Raw genomic sequence first — 16,096 nt, 5'->3', positions numbered from 1 at the left:
CATGCGCGGTACGCATCACCCCAGGTGATGGGGTGGTGCCGAGTGGTTCACTCCTCGGAGTGCTCCGCGGTGGAGCGGATGTAGTCGTAGAACCGTGCCACAACCTCCGCACGCGGCCCCCCTGCCGGCACGATCACTCCGATCGTCCGGAACGCGCCGGGGTCGGTGAGCGGTACGGAGACGGTGCGCCCGTGGTGAGCGGACGCGTCACCCGTGGCGGGCACCAGGGCGACCCCGAGCCCCGAGGCCACAAGTGAGCGCAGCGTGCTGAGTTCGGTGGACTCCATGACGATCCGCGGTGTGAAACCTGCCGCCTCGCACAGCCGGTCGGCCACCTGGCGCAGGCCGAACTCCGGTTGCAGCGCGAGGAACGACTCGGTGGCGAGCTCGGCCACCTGTACCCGGTCGCGGGATGCGAGCCGGTGCTCGGCGGGCACGAGGAGGACCAGCTGCTCGTCCCGGAGCGGTGTCCAGCGCAGCGCGTCGTCTGCGGGGCGCGGGCTGGTGACACCCAGGTCAAGTCGGCCACGCCGGACCCCGTCGACGACGGCGTCCGCTGCGCTCCCTCTCAGTTCGAACGTGGTCGCGGGGGCGATCCGGTGGTACCCGGCGAGCAGCCCGGGAATCAGCCAGCTGCCGTAGGAGTGAAGGAAGCCGAGGGCGATGGTGCCGGTGTCGGGATCGATCAGAGTGGCGATGCGTTGTTCGGCGCGGTCGATCTCGCTGATGGCGCGTACGGCGTGCGCCCGGAACACCTCGCCGTACTTGTTCAGGTGAAGCCGGTTCTGGCGGCGGTCGAACAGCGGCACACCGACCCGCTTCTCCAGACGCGCGAGCGCACGGGACAGGGTGGGCTGGGCGATGTTGAGCCGCTCGGCCGCGGAGGTCACGTGCTCCGACTCGGCAAGAGCCACGAACCACTGCAACTCTCTGATCTCCATCAGGCCACTCTATGTGCGGTGCGGGATCCGGCCGCGGCAGCCGCCGGCGGCGGGGACCGTGTTCACCGCCGGCCGGGCCGGAGGCGTTGCGACGTCCCCGGCCGGACGCTGCCCTGCGACTCCTCGGGGTTCTGAGTCGGTGCGGCGAGGGTGCGCAGACCCGGGCCGCTGAGGGAGCCGGCGCGATCGACCATCAATGCGCGCAGGCATCGCTCGGCAGCCGCGTCCGCCGGTGTGACGACGACCAGGCCCTGTTCGGCCCCGTCCAGGGTGGCCAGAGTGTCGTAGCGGACCGCCAGGTCTCCGACGGAGGGATGTCTGATCCGCTTGGTCCCGTGGGCCCGTTGCCTGACCGTGTGATCGTCCCACCACTGCGCGAACTCGGCGCTTTCCCTCCGCAGTTCCCCGATCACCTCGACGAGCCGGGGGTCGTCGAGGTGGCGCGCGAGAGTGGCTCGCAGATTGCCCACCGTCTCCCGGGCCACATGAGTCCAGTCCAACTGCATGTCCCGGACGCGGGGCGACAGGAAGAGCATGCGGGCCACGTTGTCCGCGTCGCCGGTCCCGAAGTCCTCGCCGAACAACGCCGCGGCGGCGCTGTTGTGGGCCAGGACGTCGAGCCTGAAGTCGAGGAGGTAGGCGGGAAGGAGCGGGATCCCGTCCAACAGGACGCGCAGGGACTCGCTCACCGGCAGGCACACGGGGCGGGGCACCGGTGGGCGGCCCCGGCCGATCACGTGCAGGTGCTCGCGTTCGGCGGGCGACAGGCGCAGTGCCTGCGCGAGGCCGTCGAGCACCGCCGTGCCGGGCTCGCCCGCCCGCCCCTGCTCCAGCCGGACGTACCACTCCACGCTGACGGCTGCCAGCTGGGCGACCTCCTGGCGCCGCAGCCCCGGTGTGCGGCGACGCCCCAGGCTCGGCAGGCCCACGTCGTCCGGCCGCAGCCGCGCCCGCATGGCACGCAGGAACTGCGCCAGCTCCTGGTTCCGCTCTGTTCGACGATGCACCACACCCCATCATCACCCGGCACCACAGCCTGCTGTCCACAGCGGAGCATGGCACCGCGCATACCACCATCCGCAGGGCCTTCTCGGGTACCCGCCCGGGTGCGCACCATCGATCCACCGCTCACTGTCTCCAGGAGGATCCGATGAAGAAGTCCCTGCTCACCGGTGCGGCCGCGGCCATCGTCGCGGGTGCCGCCCTCACCGCAGGCGCGGCCCTGACCGCGCCCGAAGGACACGAGCCGGCCGCACCCCCGACGGATCAGGCGGCCTATGGCTACGCCGAGATCCGCAAGGGCGTACCCGATTCCGCGCAACGTTTCACCGTGACGAGCCCCGATGTGAGCGACGGTGCGGAGTTCCCGGCCGACACCTGGGCCGACGCTTTCGGCTGCACGGGAGACAACCGGCAGATCCGGCTCTCGTGGAGCGACGCGCCGCGGACCACCCGCAGCTTTGCGATCACCATGTTCGATCCGGACGCGCCCACCGGAGCCGGATTCTGGCACTGGCTCGTCTGGGACATCCCCGCCGACCAAACCGGCGTGGACACCGGGCTGCCTGCGGGGGCGGTGGCCGGCACCTCGGACTCCGGAACGACCGGCTATCTGGGGCCCTGCCCACCGAGCGGCGACATCACGCACCACTACGAGATCAACGTGTACGCGCTGGATGTGCCGACCCTCGGCCTGCCCGCGACCACCCCGCCCACTGTCGCGGCCTTCACCATGTCCGGCCACATCATCGGGCACGCACGGATCACACCCACCGCCCGGCGCTGACCACCCGCGAACTCGCCTCGGGGAGCGCTGTCGGGTTTTCGCCTGGGCAGGCGTCGGCGGCGAGCTGCGCCCAACGCCCCTGCGCTTCCCTCCAGTCGGCCGGGGCGACCTTGATCATGACGGCGCCGTGCGCCGGGACGGTGTGTGTCGGGACGGTGTGTGTCGAAGCGGGTCTGCGGTACCGGTCGGGCCGGACCGCGGATCGGGCGCGCCGAGCTGGTCGGAGTCGCCGGCCGCGGACCGACGGTCCAATGATTCGGACGGGTCGGCGTCGGGGCGGCACGGGGCGCGTGACACCTCCTCGACTGCCGTGGTGTGATCCCCGGCCCATCCCCCGGTTCGACCGGCAGTTCCCGACAGGGGGCGGCGGCGCACCGGACGGATCTTGCCTACCAGCAGGCATCCTCTTCAGTCGGCTCCTAGAAGCCGGGAACTTGGGCTGCCGACCAGCCCGGACCCGTCGGTTGCGTCTGTGGAGGCGGTGAGTGCTGCCCCCATGTCGTGGTCGAAGCCGTCGGGGCTCTGGCTGTCGTACCCCGGTGCTCAAGCCGGAAGGCGCGGTGCGGGTCGCTGCGGACCCGACCGCGGATGGCTACCAGTCATCCGTAAGCTCGACGATTCCCCAGACTCCCCCCGGCTGTCGGGGGTGCCGTCCAGAGGTTGGGAGGCAGTCAGCCATGAGGGCCGGCATTCACGTGCGGCATCTGCTGGCGCAGCAGGCTCCCCCTGAACCGGCAACACGCCGGTTCAGGACCGGTAACGCGACGCACTGAAATCCCGGCCGGTGCCCGAAACTTGGGGCTGAACTGTGCGCGCACGGTGGGTGCCGCAAAGAGGCAGGCCCGAATCCATTGGATTCGGGCCTGCCTTGAAGAATCCAGAACTTCATGTGGCGGCATGCGCCCCATGATGACTTCTTGAACGATCAACCCTGATTCGCTGCAGCTGACGTGACCTCAGCTCTTGGCAACGGATTCTTCCTCGGCGAAAAACTCGTCAGCGACAACGCGGGCACGGTCGAGGTCGGTGATCGGCTCACCCATGACACGCCCAGCCAGCTCCGTTGCCAGCCCGAGAACGTCCTCGCGCAACTCGGCCTCGACGATCACCCGGTCGGCCTTCAACTGCACGGTGGCCGCAGCGATCATTTCCTCGCGCGCCGTCTGCCCCTCCGCACGAACGGCGGCGAGGAGGGCGACGCCCTCCTCCTGTGCGGCCTGGCGAATCTGGGAGGCTTCGTGACGGGCGGCACTCAACTCTGCCTGGTACTCCGCGCGAATGCGCTGCGCCTCCCGCCGGACCACCTCGGCCCGCTCGAGCGTGCCCTCGGTGGCCTCTTCACGCTCTGCGAGAGTCTTCTCGATCCTGGGGAGCAGGACCTTGGCCAGGACGGCGAATACCAGGCAGAAGGCGATCAGGCCGACTATGAGCTCAATGAGATTCGGTTTCAGGGGTCCCATGATCTGATCATAGCCACGCTCCGTCCGCCCTCTCGTTCCGAGGAAGTAGCCAGATAGCTCGAAGTCGACTGGACAGTAATTCATTTGACTGGCCGTCACTGGCCGCAACCAGAACCGGCCGGGCGCTGTCCGCATCCCATCGACAGCTCCGAAGACGATGCACCCGTCATCGTCCTGGCCGGCGATGACACGAGGCGACTCGAATGCTCGTCCCGGTCCGGTCCGGTCCGGAGGGTCTCGACCGCCGACGTGTCATCCGCGCCACGAAGAGCTTCACGATGGTGCTCACCCGGGCGTCACTGCCTGACAGCCCACAACCATGATCGGCCGGACAAGTCCTGGCGTCGCTTCGCGTGAGCTGAAGCTGAAGCTGGGCGACAAGGACGAGGTGGACAAGGCACGAGAGAGTCAGACCTTCACCAGGTCGTACGTTCCCGTACCGTCCTGCCTGCCGCTGGAGTACTGGCAGATCAGCTCACCGTCTGCGTACCGGTCGTGGCCCAGCATGGAGCCGGTGTACTTGTTCTGCAGGCCGATCCTCGAGCCGCCAGGCACGTCGCGGTAGATGTAGAACCGCTGGAGGTCGTCCTCACCGCAGGTGGCCGTCGTCAGGTAGGCCTGCTCCTGGTTGGCGATGCCGGCAGGGATGGTCGCGCACCCGCCGTTGCCCCAGTTCCACAGGGTCGCCTCGAGAACCCCATTGCGTTCCGTCACGTTGCACAGCCGCCAGTTGTCCAGGTGGGCGCTGGTGAAGTTGGAAGTGCGCAGGCGGATGCCGTCATTGGCAAGGAGTGGTGCGCTCCAGTTCAGGGGCTTGCCGGGGACGTGGATCCTGTAGACATCAGACTGGCAGTTCAGGGCGGCCCGCGTGCCGGCGGGGGCGGGGCTCGCGGTGGCCTTCACACTTTTCTCGGCCTTGGCTGCCTTCTCGGCGTCGTGCCGGGCCTTGTCAACCTTTGCCGAAGGGACCGACCCGGCCGGGTGCTCCGCGGTGGCGGTGGCGGAACCGCAGTCGAGGAGGTCCTGAGCCTTGCGCATGATGCTGCCGGCGGGGACCTTGTCCTCGCAGCGCACCGCGCCTTCTTCGAGTGCGGTGTAGGTGGTGTAGCTGCCGGTGTCGGCCCCTTCGATCCACTTCAGCGCCCAACTGCCGTCGCCCTGTTGCACGCGGTTGCAGTGGAGGCTGCCGTAGGTGCCGGTGACCTTTTTGGTGCCCTTGTACACGCCGTAGTAGCCGGGCTGGTAGAAGCTCCAGTTCACCGTGTCGGACACGCTGGACGTGGAGGAGTAGTCGACCTGCACGTTCAGACCCAGGGCCGCGCCCACATCGCCGAGGGTCTCGACGGCGAAGCTGCCTTGGATGTTGGCGTTGAGGCCCACCGAGACCGAGATGGTGGTCTGTGTGCTGGTGGTGACCGTGTGGCTTCCGGTCGTGCCCTGGGTGACGTACCAGCCCTTGAAGTGGGTGATTGTGGGGACGACTTCGGTGGTCTTGATGAAGGGGTGACGCTTGCCGAGGTCGGCCGCGGTGCATGCCTGTCCGGCGCTGACAGCCGAGGCCGCGGTGGTGGTGGCTGCTTCAGCGGTGGCCGGCTGGGCGGTGGTGAGGCCCACGGTGGTGAGCGCGGCGGCGGCGCTCACGATGGCGGTGATGGATCCGCGTAAGCGGCCAACTGGCCTTTTGCGGCGCATGGATGTCTTCCCCTGTGTTGTCGGCCCGATTCGACCGGTGGTCGATCGCTCTCTGGCCCGACTGAACTTATTTCAACAACGGGATTGACGGGAGTGCAGAATGCGCCAGTGGCGATCAGAAGGGGAGACCGCCTTCTTGAGGCTCGCTGTAGCGTGCGCGTTGCTCCCCAGCCGGACCAAAGCTTGCCAACCCGACTTGAAGGAAAGCCCGTTGAAACGCCTGAGATCACTCCTGGCAGTGCTTGCCTCACTCGCGCTGACCGCGACGGTGTTAGCCCTGACCAGCTCTCCGGCCGTCGCCGCCACGGCCACGAGCCGGGCCGCTCCCGAGGGCCACGGCACGTGCACGGCCCCCGCGTCCGGCTCCGTGCCCCAGGGCCGGGACTTGGTGTGGTCCTGCTTCAGGATGGGACCCGCCCCCGCGTGGGTCGTCTCCCGCATGGCCCGCCAGGCCGCGCCGGCCGCGCCCACGACCCGCGCCGCCGCTCTTGGCGGCGGCCAGCACGACGGCCGCACCCCGGAACAACTCTGTGCTGACGAGCGCCCCGACGCGATCGTCTCCAACCGCCTCGCCTACTGCGTGCGTGGTGTCGCCGAATACACACGCCTCGAGGGCAACGAGGTCAAGGGCCACGCTGTCGTAGGGGTCATCATCAGTTCCGGCATCAAGGAGACGCCGAAGGCAGCCTGGCAGGAGACAGTCCAGGTCGATGCCCTCCACATCGAGAACATGCCTGACGGCGTGGCGATAGGTGTCAGCTCCACCTGCAGCGGCATATGCACGACAGAGGGGCCCGCCTGGGGCGGCTCGGCCGTGATATTGCGTGAGGCCGGCATGGGCAGGCACGACGGGGTACTCGGCTACAGCTCTCCGGTCGGCAAGGGCGGCGTGGCACCGCACATCCAGCCCTCGTACCATATCGACGGAAAAATCCTCGGCGCCGGGGTGCCTCTCCCGCCGAAGCACGATGACTGGCCCGGCCCCTCCCTGCGCTGTGACGCGCAGGACGGCCTTCGATGGCCCGGCTGCATCGTGGAAGGGCACATGGCGGACGTGACGATCCGCAAGTCGCTCTACGGGGCCGCCGCCGTCACCTACGAATGGGCACAGAAGAACCTGACCAACCCCACCAACGACTACGGCACCGAGGAACGCCCACTGCACCGTGACGCAACAGGCGATACGGAGAAGAAGCGGACTGTCACCTGCGACAATGCCCCCAGGTTCGTGAAGGACAACTTCCTTGTCCCGGAGGACAGTTGCGACGAGTACCCATTCGCCAGTTCCGAGGAGGGCGGCAAACCCGGGTCCATGTGCGTCGACATCCTCCCTCAGCAGGTTGGCGGAGTGTGGGATGTCGCGAACGTCAAGGTCATGCGGGGCAACAAGGCCACCGCCATCTGTGTGCGTTCCCACGTCACCGAGACCCAGAACGAGAAAGCGGGAAGCGAAGTCGGCGCAGCCACGACGTCTGCCCGCATCCTCAACCGAGAGCCCTACCAGGTGATCATCGCTCCCTGACCGGCCGTGGTGTGTCCCGCGACGCGTGGGAGTAGACGGTGGACCCCCCGGAGCGGGCTCGCGCACGGAGATGGTGACGCCTCAGTTGTCGGGCCACGGACCGCTGTACGCGGCGCCGTCCATGGACCCGGTGCTGCTGGAGCACTGGCAGGCACAGCGGGGGCTTGGCCGCTGCTGCGGCAGGGGCCGCGTCCCCGTGACGCAGATCAGGACCGCCACAGCGGCAAGCACGGGAGGCTTGATGGTGTCGACGGGAGGTCGACCGCCGACCTGACCATCTGCGACACGGAACGCTCCGGAAGCCCACCGCGGGGAGGGGCGTCCTCCTGCACCTGGACAGCGGAGTCCGCCTCGGGCTGAACACCTGCGGGAGCCGCCGCCAAGCGCAGCCCGAGACAGACGAACGAGGCCCCAGGGGAGCAGTGGTCACTCAAGGCACCAGGGGGCAGTGGTCACTGAGGAACACCCCAAGTGGATCATTACCGCATGTCACATACCTCTCGACGCAACGTTCTCGCCGTCTTCGCCACCGCGGCCGCTTCCGTTCCACTCGGCACCTTGAGTGCCGCGGCCTCGCCCAGAGCCTCGGTTCCGACCGCTCCCTCCCGCGCAGGCTCGGCCGTGGCCGCGGCGGCTCCCGGGTCGCTCACCTCGCCCCGCTCCTCCGTCACGATCGGCGCACTGGACCCCTCCTACTTCACGCAGGTCTCCCTGGCCTCCTTCACCACGAGCGTGCTGCCCGGAACACCGGAACGTCTGGAGGTCACCGCCGGCTCCCAGCGCGTGGCCATCCTGACCAAGGGCGCACGCACGGTCGTCCTGACGGGACCTCAGCGCACCTTCATCGAGAACAAGCAGTCCTTCGCGGACGACTTTCAGCGCACCCTCCCCGACCAGGCGCTCCCTGTCCCGGATCGCAAGTACTGGGGGACGTCCCCCGCCGGCGGCAGCTGGTCCACCCTGGGGCCCGTCGACACCGATTACTCAGTGGTGCCGGGCAGCGCCACCATCGCGCTCACCACCGACTTCGCGAGCCGCCACGCCACCCTCCGGGACGACGAGATCACCGACGTGGACGTCCGCGCGGTCGCGAGGTTCGACAAAGTACCGACCGGCCAGGCCTGTTCGTACGCCCTGTCCTTCGGCTACCAGGACACCCACAACAACTACCGGGCCAGGCTGTCCTTCCTGACCTCGGGCACCGTCGAACTGCGCGTCGAGAAGGAAGTCACGGACAGCGTCACCCAGTTGGCCACGGCCACCACCCTCGCCACCGCGGTTCCGGCGGGCACGAACTGGACGATCCGCGTACGTCGCGAGGGCGCCCGCATCCAGGTCAAGGCCTGGCGCACGGACACCGCCGAGCCCACCGGCTGGGCAGCGGACGTCACGGACTCCACCTTCTCCAAGGGACGGGTGGGCCTGAGGGCCCTGGCCAACCAGGGCTGCACGAACCTGCCCGTCAAGCTGCTGGTAAGCCGCTTCCAGGTCGACGCCGCGGCCTGGCAGCAACCGCCGACTGTCACCCACGACACCTGGGTACGCGTTCTCCCCGCGCCCTTCGACGGGACCTGGACCGCTGCCCTGGAACAGATCATCCGCGGCTGGGCCGGTTCCCCGGCCCCCGACGTTCTGGCCCACGCGGCCATGTTCCTCGCGGGAGCACCCGCGGTCACCACCGCTGCCACCCCCGCAACGGGCAAACAGGTCATGGGCAAGGCCGGCTACGGCTACCTGGATCCGCAGGGATTCCGCTACGAGGGAGCGGACTTCCACGAGTACATGAACCTCGGCTGGACCTTCCCCGACGGCGCCCAAACAGGGCCTTCGAGCAAGCAGGTCGGCAACCTCGACTGCTCGGGTTACACACGCATGGTCTACGGCTATCACATGGGCGTGCCCCTGGCCGCCGGCGAGGACACCTCGAAGACCCGCATCCCCCGCAAGTCCCGCCACATGGTGGACTACACCCCCGGCACCCGGATCGACCAGACGGACGGCACGAACCCGCCCGCCGCACAGCAACTGCAGCCCGGAGACCTGGTCCTGTTCAACGCCGACTCCGGCGACGACACGACGACGGTCACCGTCGACCACGTGGGCATCTACCTCGGCCTCGACACCACCGGCAAGCGCCGCTTCCTCTCCAGCCGCAAAACCGGCAACGGCCCCACCATGTCCGACCTGGGAGGCGCTTCCCTCCTCGACGGCACCGGCACCTACGCGAAGAAGCTGCACACGGTTCACCGCATCTGACGCCTTGCGTGTTCGCCGGCGCCGCACGAGCCGGCATGGGGGTGGCCGGGAGGCCGTAGCGCTCCGGCGCGGCCTCGGTGAGGACGATCAGCAGGTCGACGTCCTTGCCGGGGCCGACGAGCCTGGGCCGTCCGAGCTCGGCTTCCCTGAGGGTCCGGTCGACCAGGGATGGCAGGGACTTGGCGGGAACGTTCCGGCTTCAGGCCCGCGCGTCGTATCCCGCTTGACCGGACTTCCGGCGGGAGAAGCACGGCTGCCCGCGTCTCCCGCCTGCTTCTGCCCCGTTACTGACGATCACGACCCGCTGGGCGGTGTCCGTGATGCGGCTGCCGCTGCCGGTGGCACCGGTTCCACGACAGTGGCCCGGTGATGACCGTCGTCGGCTGTGACCGCGGGAAACCCAGAGGCGCGGACCCGTGGCCGCCTGAAGCCGGGGACGGCCGGCAGTGCGAAGCCGATGGCCGCGGCAATGAGATGGCCGACCGTGGTGAAGTCCGGTAGCGGTCCGCTCCACTCCGCGCCGCCGAGAGGCCAGGCGAGGACGAACAGGGCCCAGGGCAGGCGGGCGCGGCGGGGCAGGGCCGGCGTGCTGATCGCCAGCACCGTCTGGGCCCCGTAGCTGACGCCGTAGTCCAGGGTGTGCCGTACGTCCTCGGGATACCAGCCGTTACGGAGCGCGACGATGATCACCGCGGCGGTGAGCAGGGTGGCCGCGACGTGCCCGCCGAGGAACACGGCTGCGGAGCGCAGCTTCCCCCAGCGGCGCTCCGCCCGGGCCAGGAAGCAGCAGACACCGAGGCCCAAGGTGATGAAAGTGCCGACGAATTCGGTCGAGGCGACATCAGTGAGCGTGCCGTCGAAGAACAGCGCGCTGCCGAGCAGCGCGGACAGCGGATGATCCTGCAGGTTGTCCAGGTTGGTACTGACGTGGCCCAGCACGGCGGCCGCCCGGTCGGCGGACAGTCCGTGGCCGATCCAGACGTGGGCGGTCAGCAGCAGGCAGACGTAGGTGAGGGTGAGCGGTGCGCGGCGCGGGTAGTCTCGCGCGGCGCGCAGAAGTCTGCCCGCAGGGCCCCGGGGTGACGGAGAGTTCATACTCCGGCATTCTCCAGGTCGAGCCGAGCGCGGGAAGCGACGGGTGCCGCCTGGCCGTCCGGCCGGGGCCCGCCACCGGCCCTTTTCCGGGCGGGAGTTCGGCGCCGGCCGCCGTCGCGCGCCCAATCGACGCGAGAGACGGGCGCTCAACCTGCCCGGACTCCGCAATCAGTCACCCACCCAGGCCACGGAGGGTCGTCGGCAAGCTGACGGGGCCTCACAGGTGGTCGAGGCTACAGTTGAGAAACCATGTAGCTTCCAACGATTCGGTTGTTCCGGGGTCGTTGGACGTGAGGAAGGGGGGAACTCTTGTTCCGCCGATTAATCTCCGCGGTGGTGGTGATGGCCGGGCTGGCAGCGTCAGTTGTCGTTCCGGCCGCCGCCGCCGATTTCCCTGCGGCCACCACGCCCCTGGTCACCTGGAACATGCAAGGGGCCGACAACAGGGCACAGAGCGGCAGCAAGTGGACCACGGTCCAGCGGCTGGCGTTGCAGGTGCCGATCCTGATGCTTCAGGAGGTCGGCCCGCACCCGCCCGAGAACAGTGCCGCACAGCCTGACCAGACGTTCACCACGACCGACAGCCTGGGCGGCGCGCATCAGTTCACCGTGCTGCACCGGACCTGGCTGGTCGACAGCGGTTACCGCAGCACCATCCCGACCCGTGAGGTCTACTTCCTGCAGACCGCCGACGACGCGACCAACCCACGCCGGATCGGCGGCCGGGTCAACAACGCGCTCGTCCTGACCGAGGCGCCCGACGAGCTGATCGTCGTCGGCAACCCGGTCGACGCCGGCCGCAACGCGCTCGGTGCGCGGTTCGGCAACGAGTGGTACTTCACCGTGCACGGCCTGTCCGGCGGTGGCGGTGACTCCGGGACGCTGCTGGACGCCATCGACGACCAGATCGAGGCCCTTGGGAACCAGCGCGGCGTCACCTACAACGCGACGGTCGGCGGCGACTTCAACGTCGACCCGGACGACCTCGCCGAGCGCGACAGCTTCCCGCCGACCATGCGGATTCACAGCTCGGGTCAGGCGACCCACCAGGAAGGTGGTGAGCTGGACTACTTCGCCACCACCCACTTCGACCACGCGCTGACGGTCACGGTCCGGCCCGAGGGCAACTCCGACCACCGGCCGACCCAGTCCGGGCAGCTCAATGCGGCCGGCACCAGCCCGCCACCCGGTCCCAGGCCATCGCCCGGCGCCGACCAGTCGATCGATGAGCTCCGGGTGATGCCGACCGGTGACGGGATCACGGCCGGTGTGCACAGCACCGACGACGGTGGCTTCCGGGACTACCTGAAGACCATCCTGAAGGGCCTGACCGCCATCGCGGTGGTCGGTGGCACGGCGGCCGGTCTCGTCTTCAAGCGCACGGACTTCGTCGGTGAGCTGAAGAACGGCAAACGGGGCGATCCCGACCACATGGGGTTCGACGGCAAGGGCATCGACGACATCAAGGCCGAGTCGATCCCCGCGCTGCGAACGCTGCGGCCGAACGTGATGACCCTGGTCGCGGGCACGGCCGACCTGGCCGGCGGTGGCGACGGTACGGCGACGGCCGGGAAGATGCGCGGCTTCCTGGACGAGATCTACCGGGCCTCGCCGACGACCACGGTCCTGCTCGGGACACTGCCGCCGTCGACGAACCCGACCTACCAGGCCCGCATCGACGCCTACAACAGCGCGCTCCGCACGATCGCCTACGCCAAGATCAAGGACGGCGCACGGCTGGTGCTGGTCGAGCTGGGCTCGGTCACCCCGCAGGACATCACCAACGAGATCTACCCGACCGACGCCGGCTACCGGAAGATCGCGGAGGCCTTCGCCGAAGGCGCTCGGATCGCGGTCCTGCAGCGCATGATCAGCGGCCGCTCGTACGCCTGGGAGCCGATCGGCAAGATCCGGGACGCCGCCCCGGCCGGATCGAAGATCGCGTTCCCCGACCTGAACGGCGATGGCAAGGCCGACTACGCGGTGGTCGGTACGGACGGGAAGGTCACCGGCCGGCGCAACGACGACCCGCGCAAGGCCGCGGTCCCGCTGGGCGACATCAGCCCGGCCGACCGCGGTAACGCCCCGGAGCGGGTCTACTTCGCCGACCTGGACGGTGACGGCAAGGACGACTACATCCGGATCCTGATGCCGCCCGACTCGCCGACCGGCATCCCCGCGATGCGGATGGCGCGGAACACCAGCAGCGGCGGCAGGATCAGTTGGGACAGCCCGACGATCGTCGCGAACAACCTCGTCTACGAGCCGGATCTGTACTTCACCGACATCGACGGTGACGGTCGCGACGACCTGATCACGCTGGACCGGATGAGCTTCCCGACCGCCTGGCGGAACAAGGGCAAGGGAATGCCGACTCCGGGCGGCTGGGAGAAGGTCGAGGGTTTCGCCACTCCGGGGCAGGCGCGCGGCGCGCAGGTCGCCTTCGCCGACGTCACCGGTGACGGCAAGGCCGACACGGTCCGGGTCGAGTTCGCCACCGGTGAGGTCCGGGCCTGGCAGAACACCGGCGCTCCGTGGAGCGTCACGGCAGGCTGGAAGTCGCTGGGCGTGATCCGCGCCGACGATCCGTTCCAGGGCACCATCGGGACCTTCGCCGACCTGGACGGCGACGGGATCGAGGACTTCGCCATGACCCGCTCCGGTACGACGGCGAAGTCCGCCGTCAAGACGGCCGCGGCGAGCGGCGCCGGTGACATCGAGGGCTGGCTGGTGCCGAGCTACGGCGACGGCAGCCGCAGCGACGGCGGTGCCGGTGACCTCGGTGTCAACGGTGGGGTCGGTGACCCGATGGAGCCGCACCCCGGTGGCGACGACGGCGGTGCGCGGCCGGGTGCGTCCGGAGACTGCCGGCCGGACGGTCTGGCGGCCACGCCGGGCGTGGAGACGCCGTACTGCAAGGTCTATCAGGGCGACGGACGGGAATGGCTCGGTCAGGGCCGGGACCGCCGGGTCGTGGGCTACTTCAGCGGTGGCCGCACGGGCGCCGACGGCACGCCGCACTACCTGGTGAAGAACATCCCGTGGTCGAAGGTGACCCACCTCAACTACGCGTTCGCGTCGGTGGAGAACAGCCAGATCAAGGTCGATTCGAACGCCACCGGGAAGGAGTGGCCCGGCGAGGTCGGCGCCGAGATGGATCCCTCGCTGCCCTACAAGGGACACTTCAACCTGCTGACGAAGTACAAACGCCTGCATCCGCGGGTGAAGACGCTGATCTCGGTCGGTGGCTGGGCCGGTTCCGGTGGCTTCCACGCGATGACCACCAACGCCGACGGCTCGGTCAACCAGGGCGGGATCGACACGTTCTCGCGCTCGGTCGTGGACTTCCTGCGGACCTACGGGTTCGACGGCGTCGACATCGACTTCGAGTACCCCACGGTCCTCGAGGACACCGGCAATCCGACCGACTGGGCGGTGTCGAACCCGCGTCGCAAGGGTCTGCCCACGACGTACGCCGCGTTGATGAAGACGCTGCGGGACTCGCTGAACCGGGCTTCGGTCGCGGACGACAAGTACTACCTGCTCACCTCGGCGTCGTCGGCCTCCGGCTACCTGGCCCGCGGGATGGCGAACCAGACCGCGCTGGACCACCAGGACTTCACCAACCTGATGGCCTACGACTACCACGGCACCTGGAACGACGTCGTGGGTCCGAACGCGGCGCTGTTCGACGACGGCAAGGACCCGGAACTGGCCGACCAGTACGCCACTCCGGAGTACGGGAAGATCGGGTACTTCAACACCGATTGGGCGATGAAGTACATGCGTGGCGCGATGCAGGCCGGGCGCGTCAACATCGGTCTGCCCTACTACACGCGCGGCTGGCAGAACGTCACCGGCGGTACGAACGGTCTGTGGGGCACCTCGCGGAAGCCGAGCGGCTGCGAGCCGGGTACGGGCGTCAAACGGCCTTGTGGTGACGGCGCCTTCGGCATCGACAACATCTGGCACGACGAGACCAACAACGGCAGCGAGCTCGGCTCCGGGACGAACCCGCTGTGGCACACCAAGAACCTGGAGAAGAACATCACGCCGGTCTATGCGCGCAGTGTCGGGCTGAAGCCGGAGACCGACGTCACCGACCGGCGCACGGGCCAATACACCCGGCACTGGGACGACACCACGAAGACCTCGTGGCTGTGGAACGCCGAGAAGAAGGTGTTCCTGTCGACCGAGGACGAACAGGGCGTCGACGCGGTCACCGATCTGGTCAAGTCGACCGGTGCGGGCGGCGTGATGATGTGGGAGCTCGGCGGCGACTACTCCTGCCCGACGGACATCCAGCCGGACACCCCGTGCGGGATGGGGTACACGCTCACCACCCGACTGAACGAGAAGCTGGGCAACATCGGCGCCTATGACAACAATCTGCGCACCGGAAGCAGCGGCGTCGCGCCGACGGCGACCGCCAACCTGAGCGTCGAAATGGTCAACTACCCGACCGCCACGGCGAACCTGTGGCCGTTGCAGCCGACCGTCCGGATCACCAACAACACCGGGCGCACGCTCGGCGGTGGCAAGGACACGAAGCTGTCGTTCGACATTCCGGCCTCGACGTCACCGCTGGTCAAGGACGCCAACTGGCAGACCGATGCCCAAGGTGGCCAGTGGAAGCTGACGCCCGGTACGACGTTCCACCGGGTCAGCACGACGCTGGACTACTGCCAGATCATCCCGGCCGGGAAGTCGCTCGATCTGCCGATCATCTACTTCCTCCCGATCACCGGTCCGGTGAACACGAGTCTGTCGATCGGCGGTACGGCGTACGCGCCGGTGAACGACAACCTCAAGGGACTCGGCACGGCGACCCCGCCGGCCGGTGGCTGTAGTGCCGGGAACTGGGACGCGACCAAGATCTACTCCCCGGCCGGCCGGCCGATCGAGCAGACCACGGTCAAGTACAACGGCAAGGTCTGGAAGGCCAAGTGGGAGACGAGGGGCAGTGCCCCGGGCACCGGGTCCGACGCCGACCACGAGCCCTGGAAGCTGATCGGCAGCGCCGGCTGACCGCTCGCAGTCACCCGGCCTGCGGCTCCACGGCTTGATCAAATAGCCGGAGAGTGCTTCTGACCTGCAACGATGGAACCTGCATAAGGTCCTGTTGGCTGCACGGAAGAAGCACTCTCCAGGTGGGCGAGCGCATCGGGATGTACCCGCGTGTTCGTGTCGAGGGCGGTGGCAGCGGGGCGGTCTCGCGGGCCGGGGCGGTGCTGTTGGTGTCGGCGGTCGGGGACGGCTGGCCGGCGCCGGTGAGGTCCAGGTCGGCGAAGGCGATCCCGGTGATGCCGGTGATATCGGTGATGCCGGTGATGTCCAAGGCCAT

10 protein-coding genes are annotated in these 16,096 nt (G+C 68.7%); 4 read left to right on the top strand and 6 right to left on the bottom strand.

The annotated features are described in order from the left end of the window. Window positions 1-47 precede the first annotated feature (47 nt). Both ACQEVM_RS36605 and ACQEVM_RS36600 read right to left on the bottom strand, forming a co-directional pair. Window positions 48-941 (bottom strand): LysR family transcriptional regulator, encoded by an 894-nt coding sequence (locus ACQEVM_RS36605; protein ID WP_433086694.1) that lies wholly within the window; start codon window positions 939-941, stop codon window positions 48-50. A gap of 62 nt (window positions 942-1,003) precedes the next feature. After that, on the bottom strand, window positions 1,004-1,948 hold the full coding sequence (locus ACQEVM_RS36600) for a helix-turn-helix transcriptional regulator (protein ID WP_433086692.1): 945 nt from the start codon (window positions 1,946-1,948) through the stop codon (window positions 1,004-1,006). 143 nt (window positions 1,949-2,091) lie between these two features. On the opposite strand from ACQEVM_RS36600, the gene ACQEVM_RS36595 reads away from it, so the two are divergent. Then, a complete protein-coding gene (locus ACQEVM_RS36595; protein WP_433086690.1) occupies window positions 2,092-2,727 on the top strand; it encodes a YbhB/YbcL family Raf kinase inhibitor-like protein in 636 nt (211 codons plus the stop codon). 956 nt (window positions 2,728-3,683) lie between these two features. Here ACQEVM_RS36595 and atpF read toward each other — a convergent pair. Beyond that, a complete protein-coding gene (atpF, locus tag ACQEVM_RS36590; RefSeq protein WP_433086688.1) occupies window positions 3,684-4,187 on the bottom strand; it encodes a F0F1 ATP synthase subunit B in 504 nt (167 codons plus the stop codon). A gap of 408 nt (window positions 4,188-4,595) precedes the next feature. Further along, window positions 4,596-5,879 (bottom strand): hypothetical protein, encoded by a 1,284-nt coding sequence (locus tag ACQEVM_RS36585; RefSeq protein WP_433086686.1) that lies wholly within the window; start codon window positions 5,877-5,879, stop codon window positions 4,596-4,598. A 439-nt stretch (window positions 5,880-6,318) separates the two neighbouring features. Between ACQEVM_RS36585 and ACQEVM_RS36580 the strand changes: the two genes are divergently transcribed. Beyond that, window positions 6,319-7,401, top strand: a complete 1,083-nt coding sequence (locus ACQEVM_RS36580) for a NucA/NucB deoxyribonuclease domain-containing protein (RefSeq protein WP_433086684.1) — start codon at window positions 6,319-6,321, stop codon at window positions 7,399-7,401. 486 nt (window positions 7,402-7,887) lie between these two features. Continuing rightward, entirely contained in the window at window positions 7,888-9,657 is a 1,770-nt protein-coding gene (locus tag ACQEVM_RS36575; protein WP_433086682.1) for an NlpC/P60 family protein, read from the top strand. Between the two features lie 294 nt (window positions 9,658-9,951). On the opposite strand, the gene ACQEVM_RS36570 is transcribed toward ACQEVM_RS36575, so the two are convergent. After that, on the bottom strand, window positions 9,952-10,752 hold the full coding sequence (locus ACQEVM_RS36570) for a rhomboid-like protein (protein ID WP_433086680.1): 801 nt from the start codon (window positions 10,750-10,752) through the stop codon (window positions 9,952-9,954). Window positions 10,753-11,061: 309 nt separating this feature from the next. Here ACQEVM_RS36570 and ACQEVM_RS36565 point away from each other — a divergent pair, with 309 nt between their 5' ends. Beyond that, window positions 11,062-15,780, top strand: coding sequence for a glycosyl hydrolase family 18 protein (locus tag ACQEVM_RS36565; RefSeq protein WP_433086678.1), 4,719 nt, complete (start codon window positions 11,062-11,064; stop codon window positions 15,778-15,780). 10 nt (window positions 15,781-15,790) lie between these two features. Here the strand turns inward: ACQEVM_RS36565 and ACQEVM_RS36560 are convergent, their stop codons facing one another. Further along, complete coding sequence (locus ACQEVM_RS36560; RefSeq protein ID WP_433086992.1) at window positions 15,791-16,096, bottom strand: hypothetical protein; 306 nt, start codon at window positions 16,094-16,096, stop codon at window positions 15,791-15,793.

Source organism: Streptomyces sp. CA-243310, from assembly GCF_050936775.1.
Classification (GTDB): domain Bacteria; phylum Actinomycetota; class Actinomycetes; order Streptomycetales; family Streptomycetaceae; genus Streptomyces.
The sequence above is the reverse complement of the archived record's forward strand: the minus strand, read 5'-3'. Positions and strand labels throughout refer to the sequence as shown.

Excerpts from the sequence above, each read along its gene's own strand:
- ACQEVM_RS36575 (WP_433086682.1), top strand. The coding sequence starts at position 7,888 with ATGTCACATACCTCTCGACGCAACGTTCTCGCCGTCTTCGCCACCGCG.
- ACQEVM_RS36595 (WP_433086690.1), top strand. The coding sequence starts at position 2,092 with ATGAAGAAGTCCCTGCTCACCGGTGCGGCCGCGGCCATCGTCGCGGGT.
- ACQEVM_RS36605 (WP_433086694.1), bottom strand. The coding sequence starts at position 941 with ATGGAGATCAGAGAGTTGCAGTGGTTCGTGGCTCTTGCCGAGTCGGAG.
- ACQEVM_RS36570 (WP_433086680.1), bottom strand. The coding sequence starts at position 10,752 with ATGAACTCTCCGTCACCCCGGGGCCCTGCGGGCAGACTTCTGCGCGCC.
- ACQEVM_RS36580 (WP_433086684.1), top strand. The coding sequence starts at position 6,319 with ATGGCCCGCCAGGCCGCGCCGGCCGCGCCCACGACCCGCGCCGCCGCT.
- atpF (WP_433086688.1), bottom strand. The coding sequence starts at position 4,187 with ATGGGACCCCTGAAACCGAATCTCATTGAGCTCATAGTCGGCCTGATC.
- ACQEVM_RS36585 (WP_433086686.1), bottom strand. The coding sequence starts at position 5,879 with ATGCGCCGCAAAAGGCCAGTTGGCCGCTTACGCGGATCCATCACCGCC.
- ACQEVM_RS36560 (WP_433086992.1), bottom strand. The coding sequence starts at position 16,096 with ATGGCCTTGGACATCACCGGCATCACCGATATCACCGGCATCACCGGG.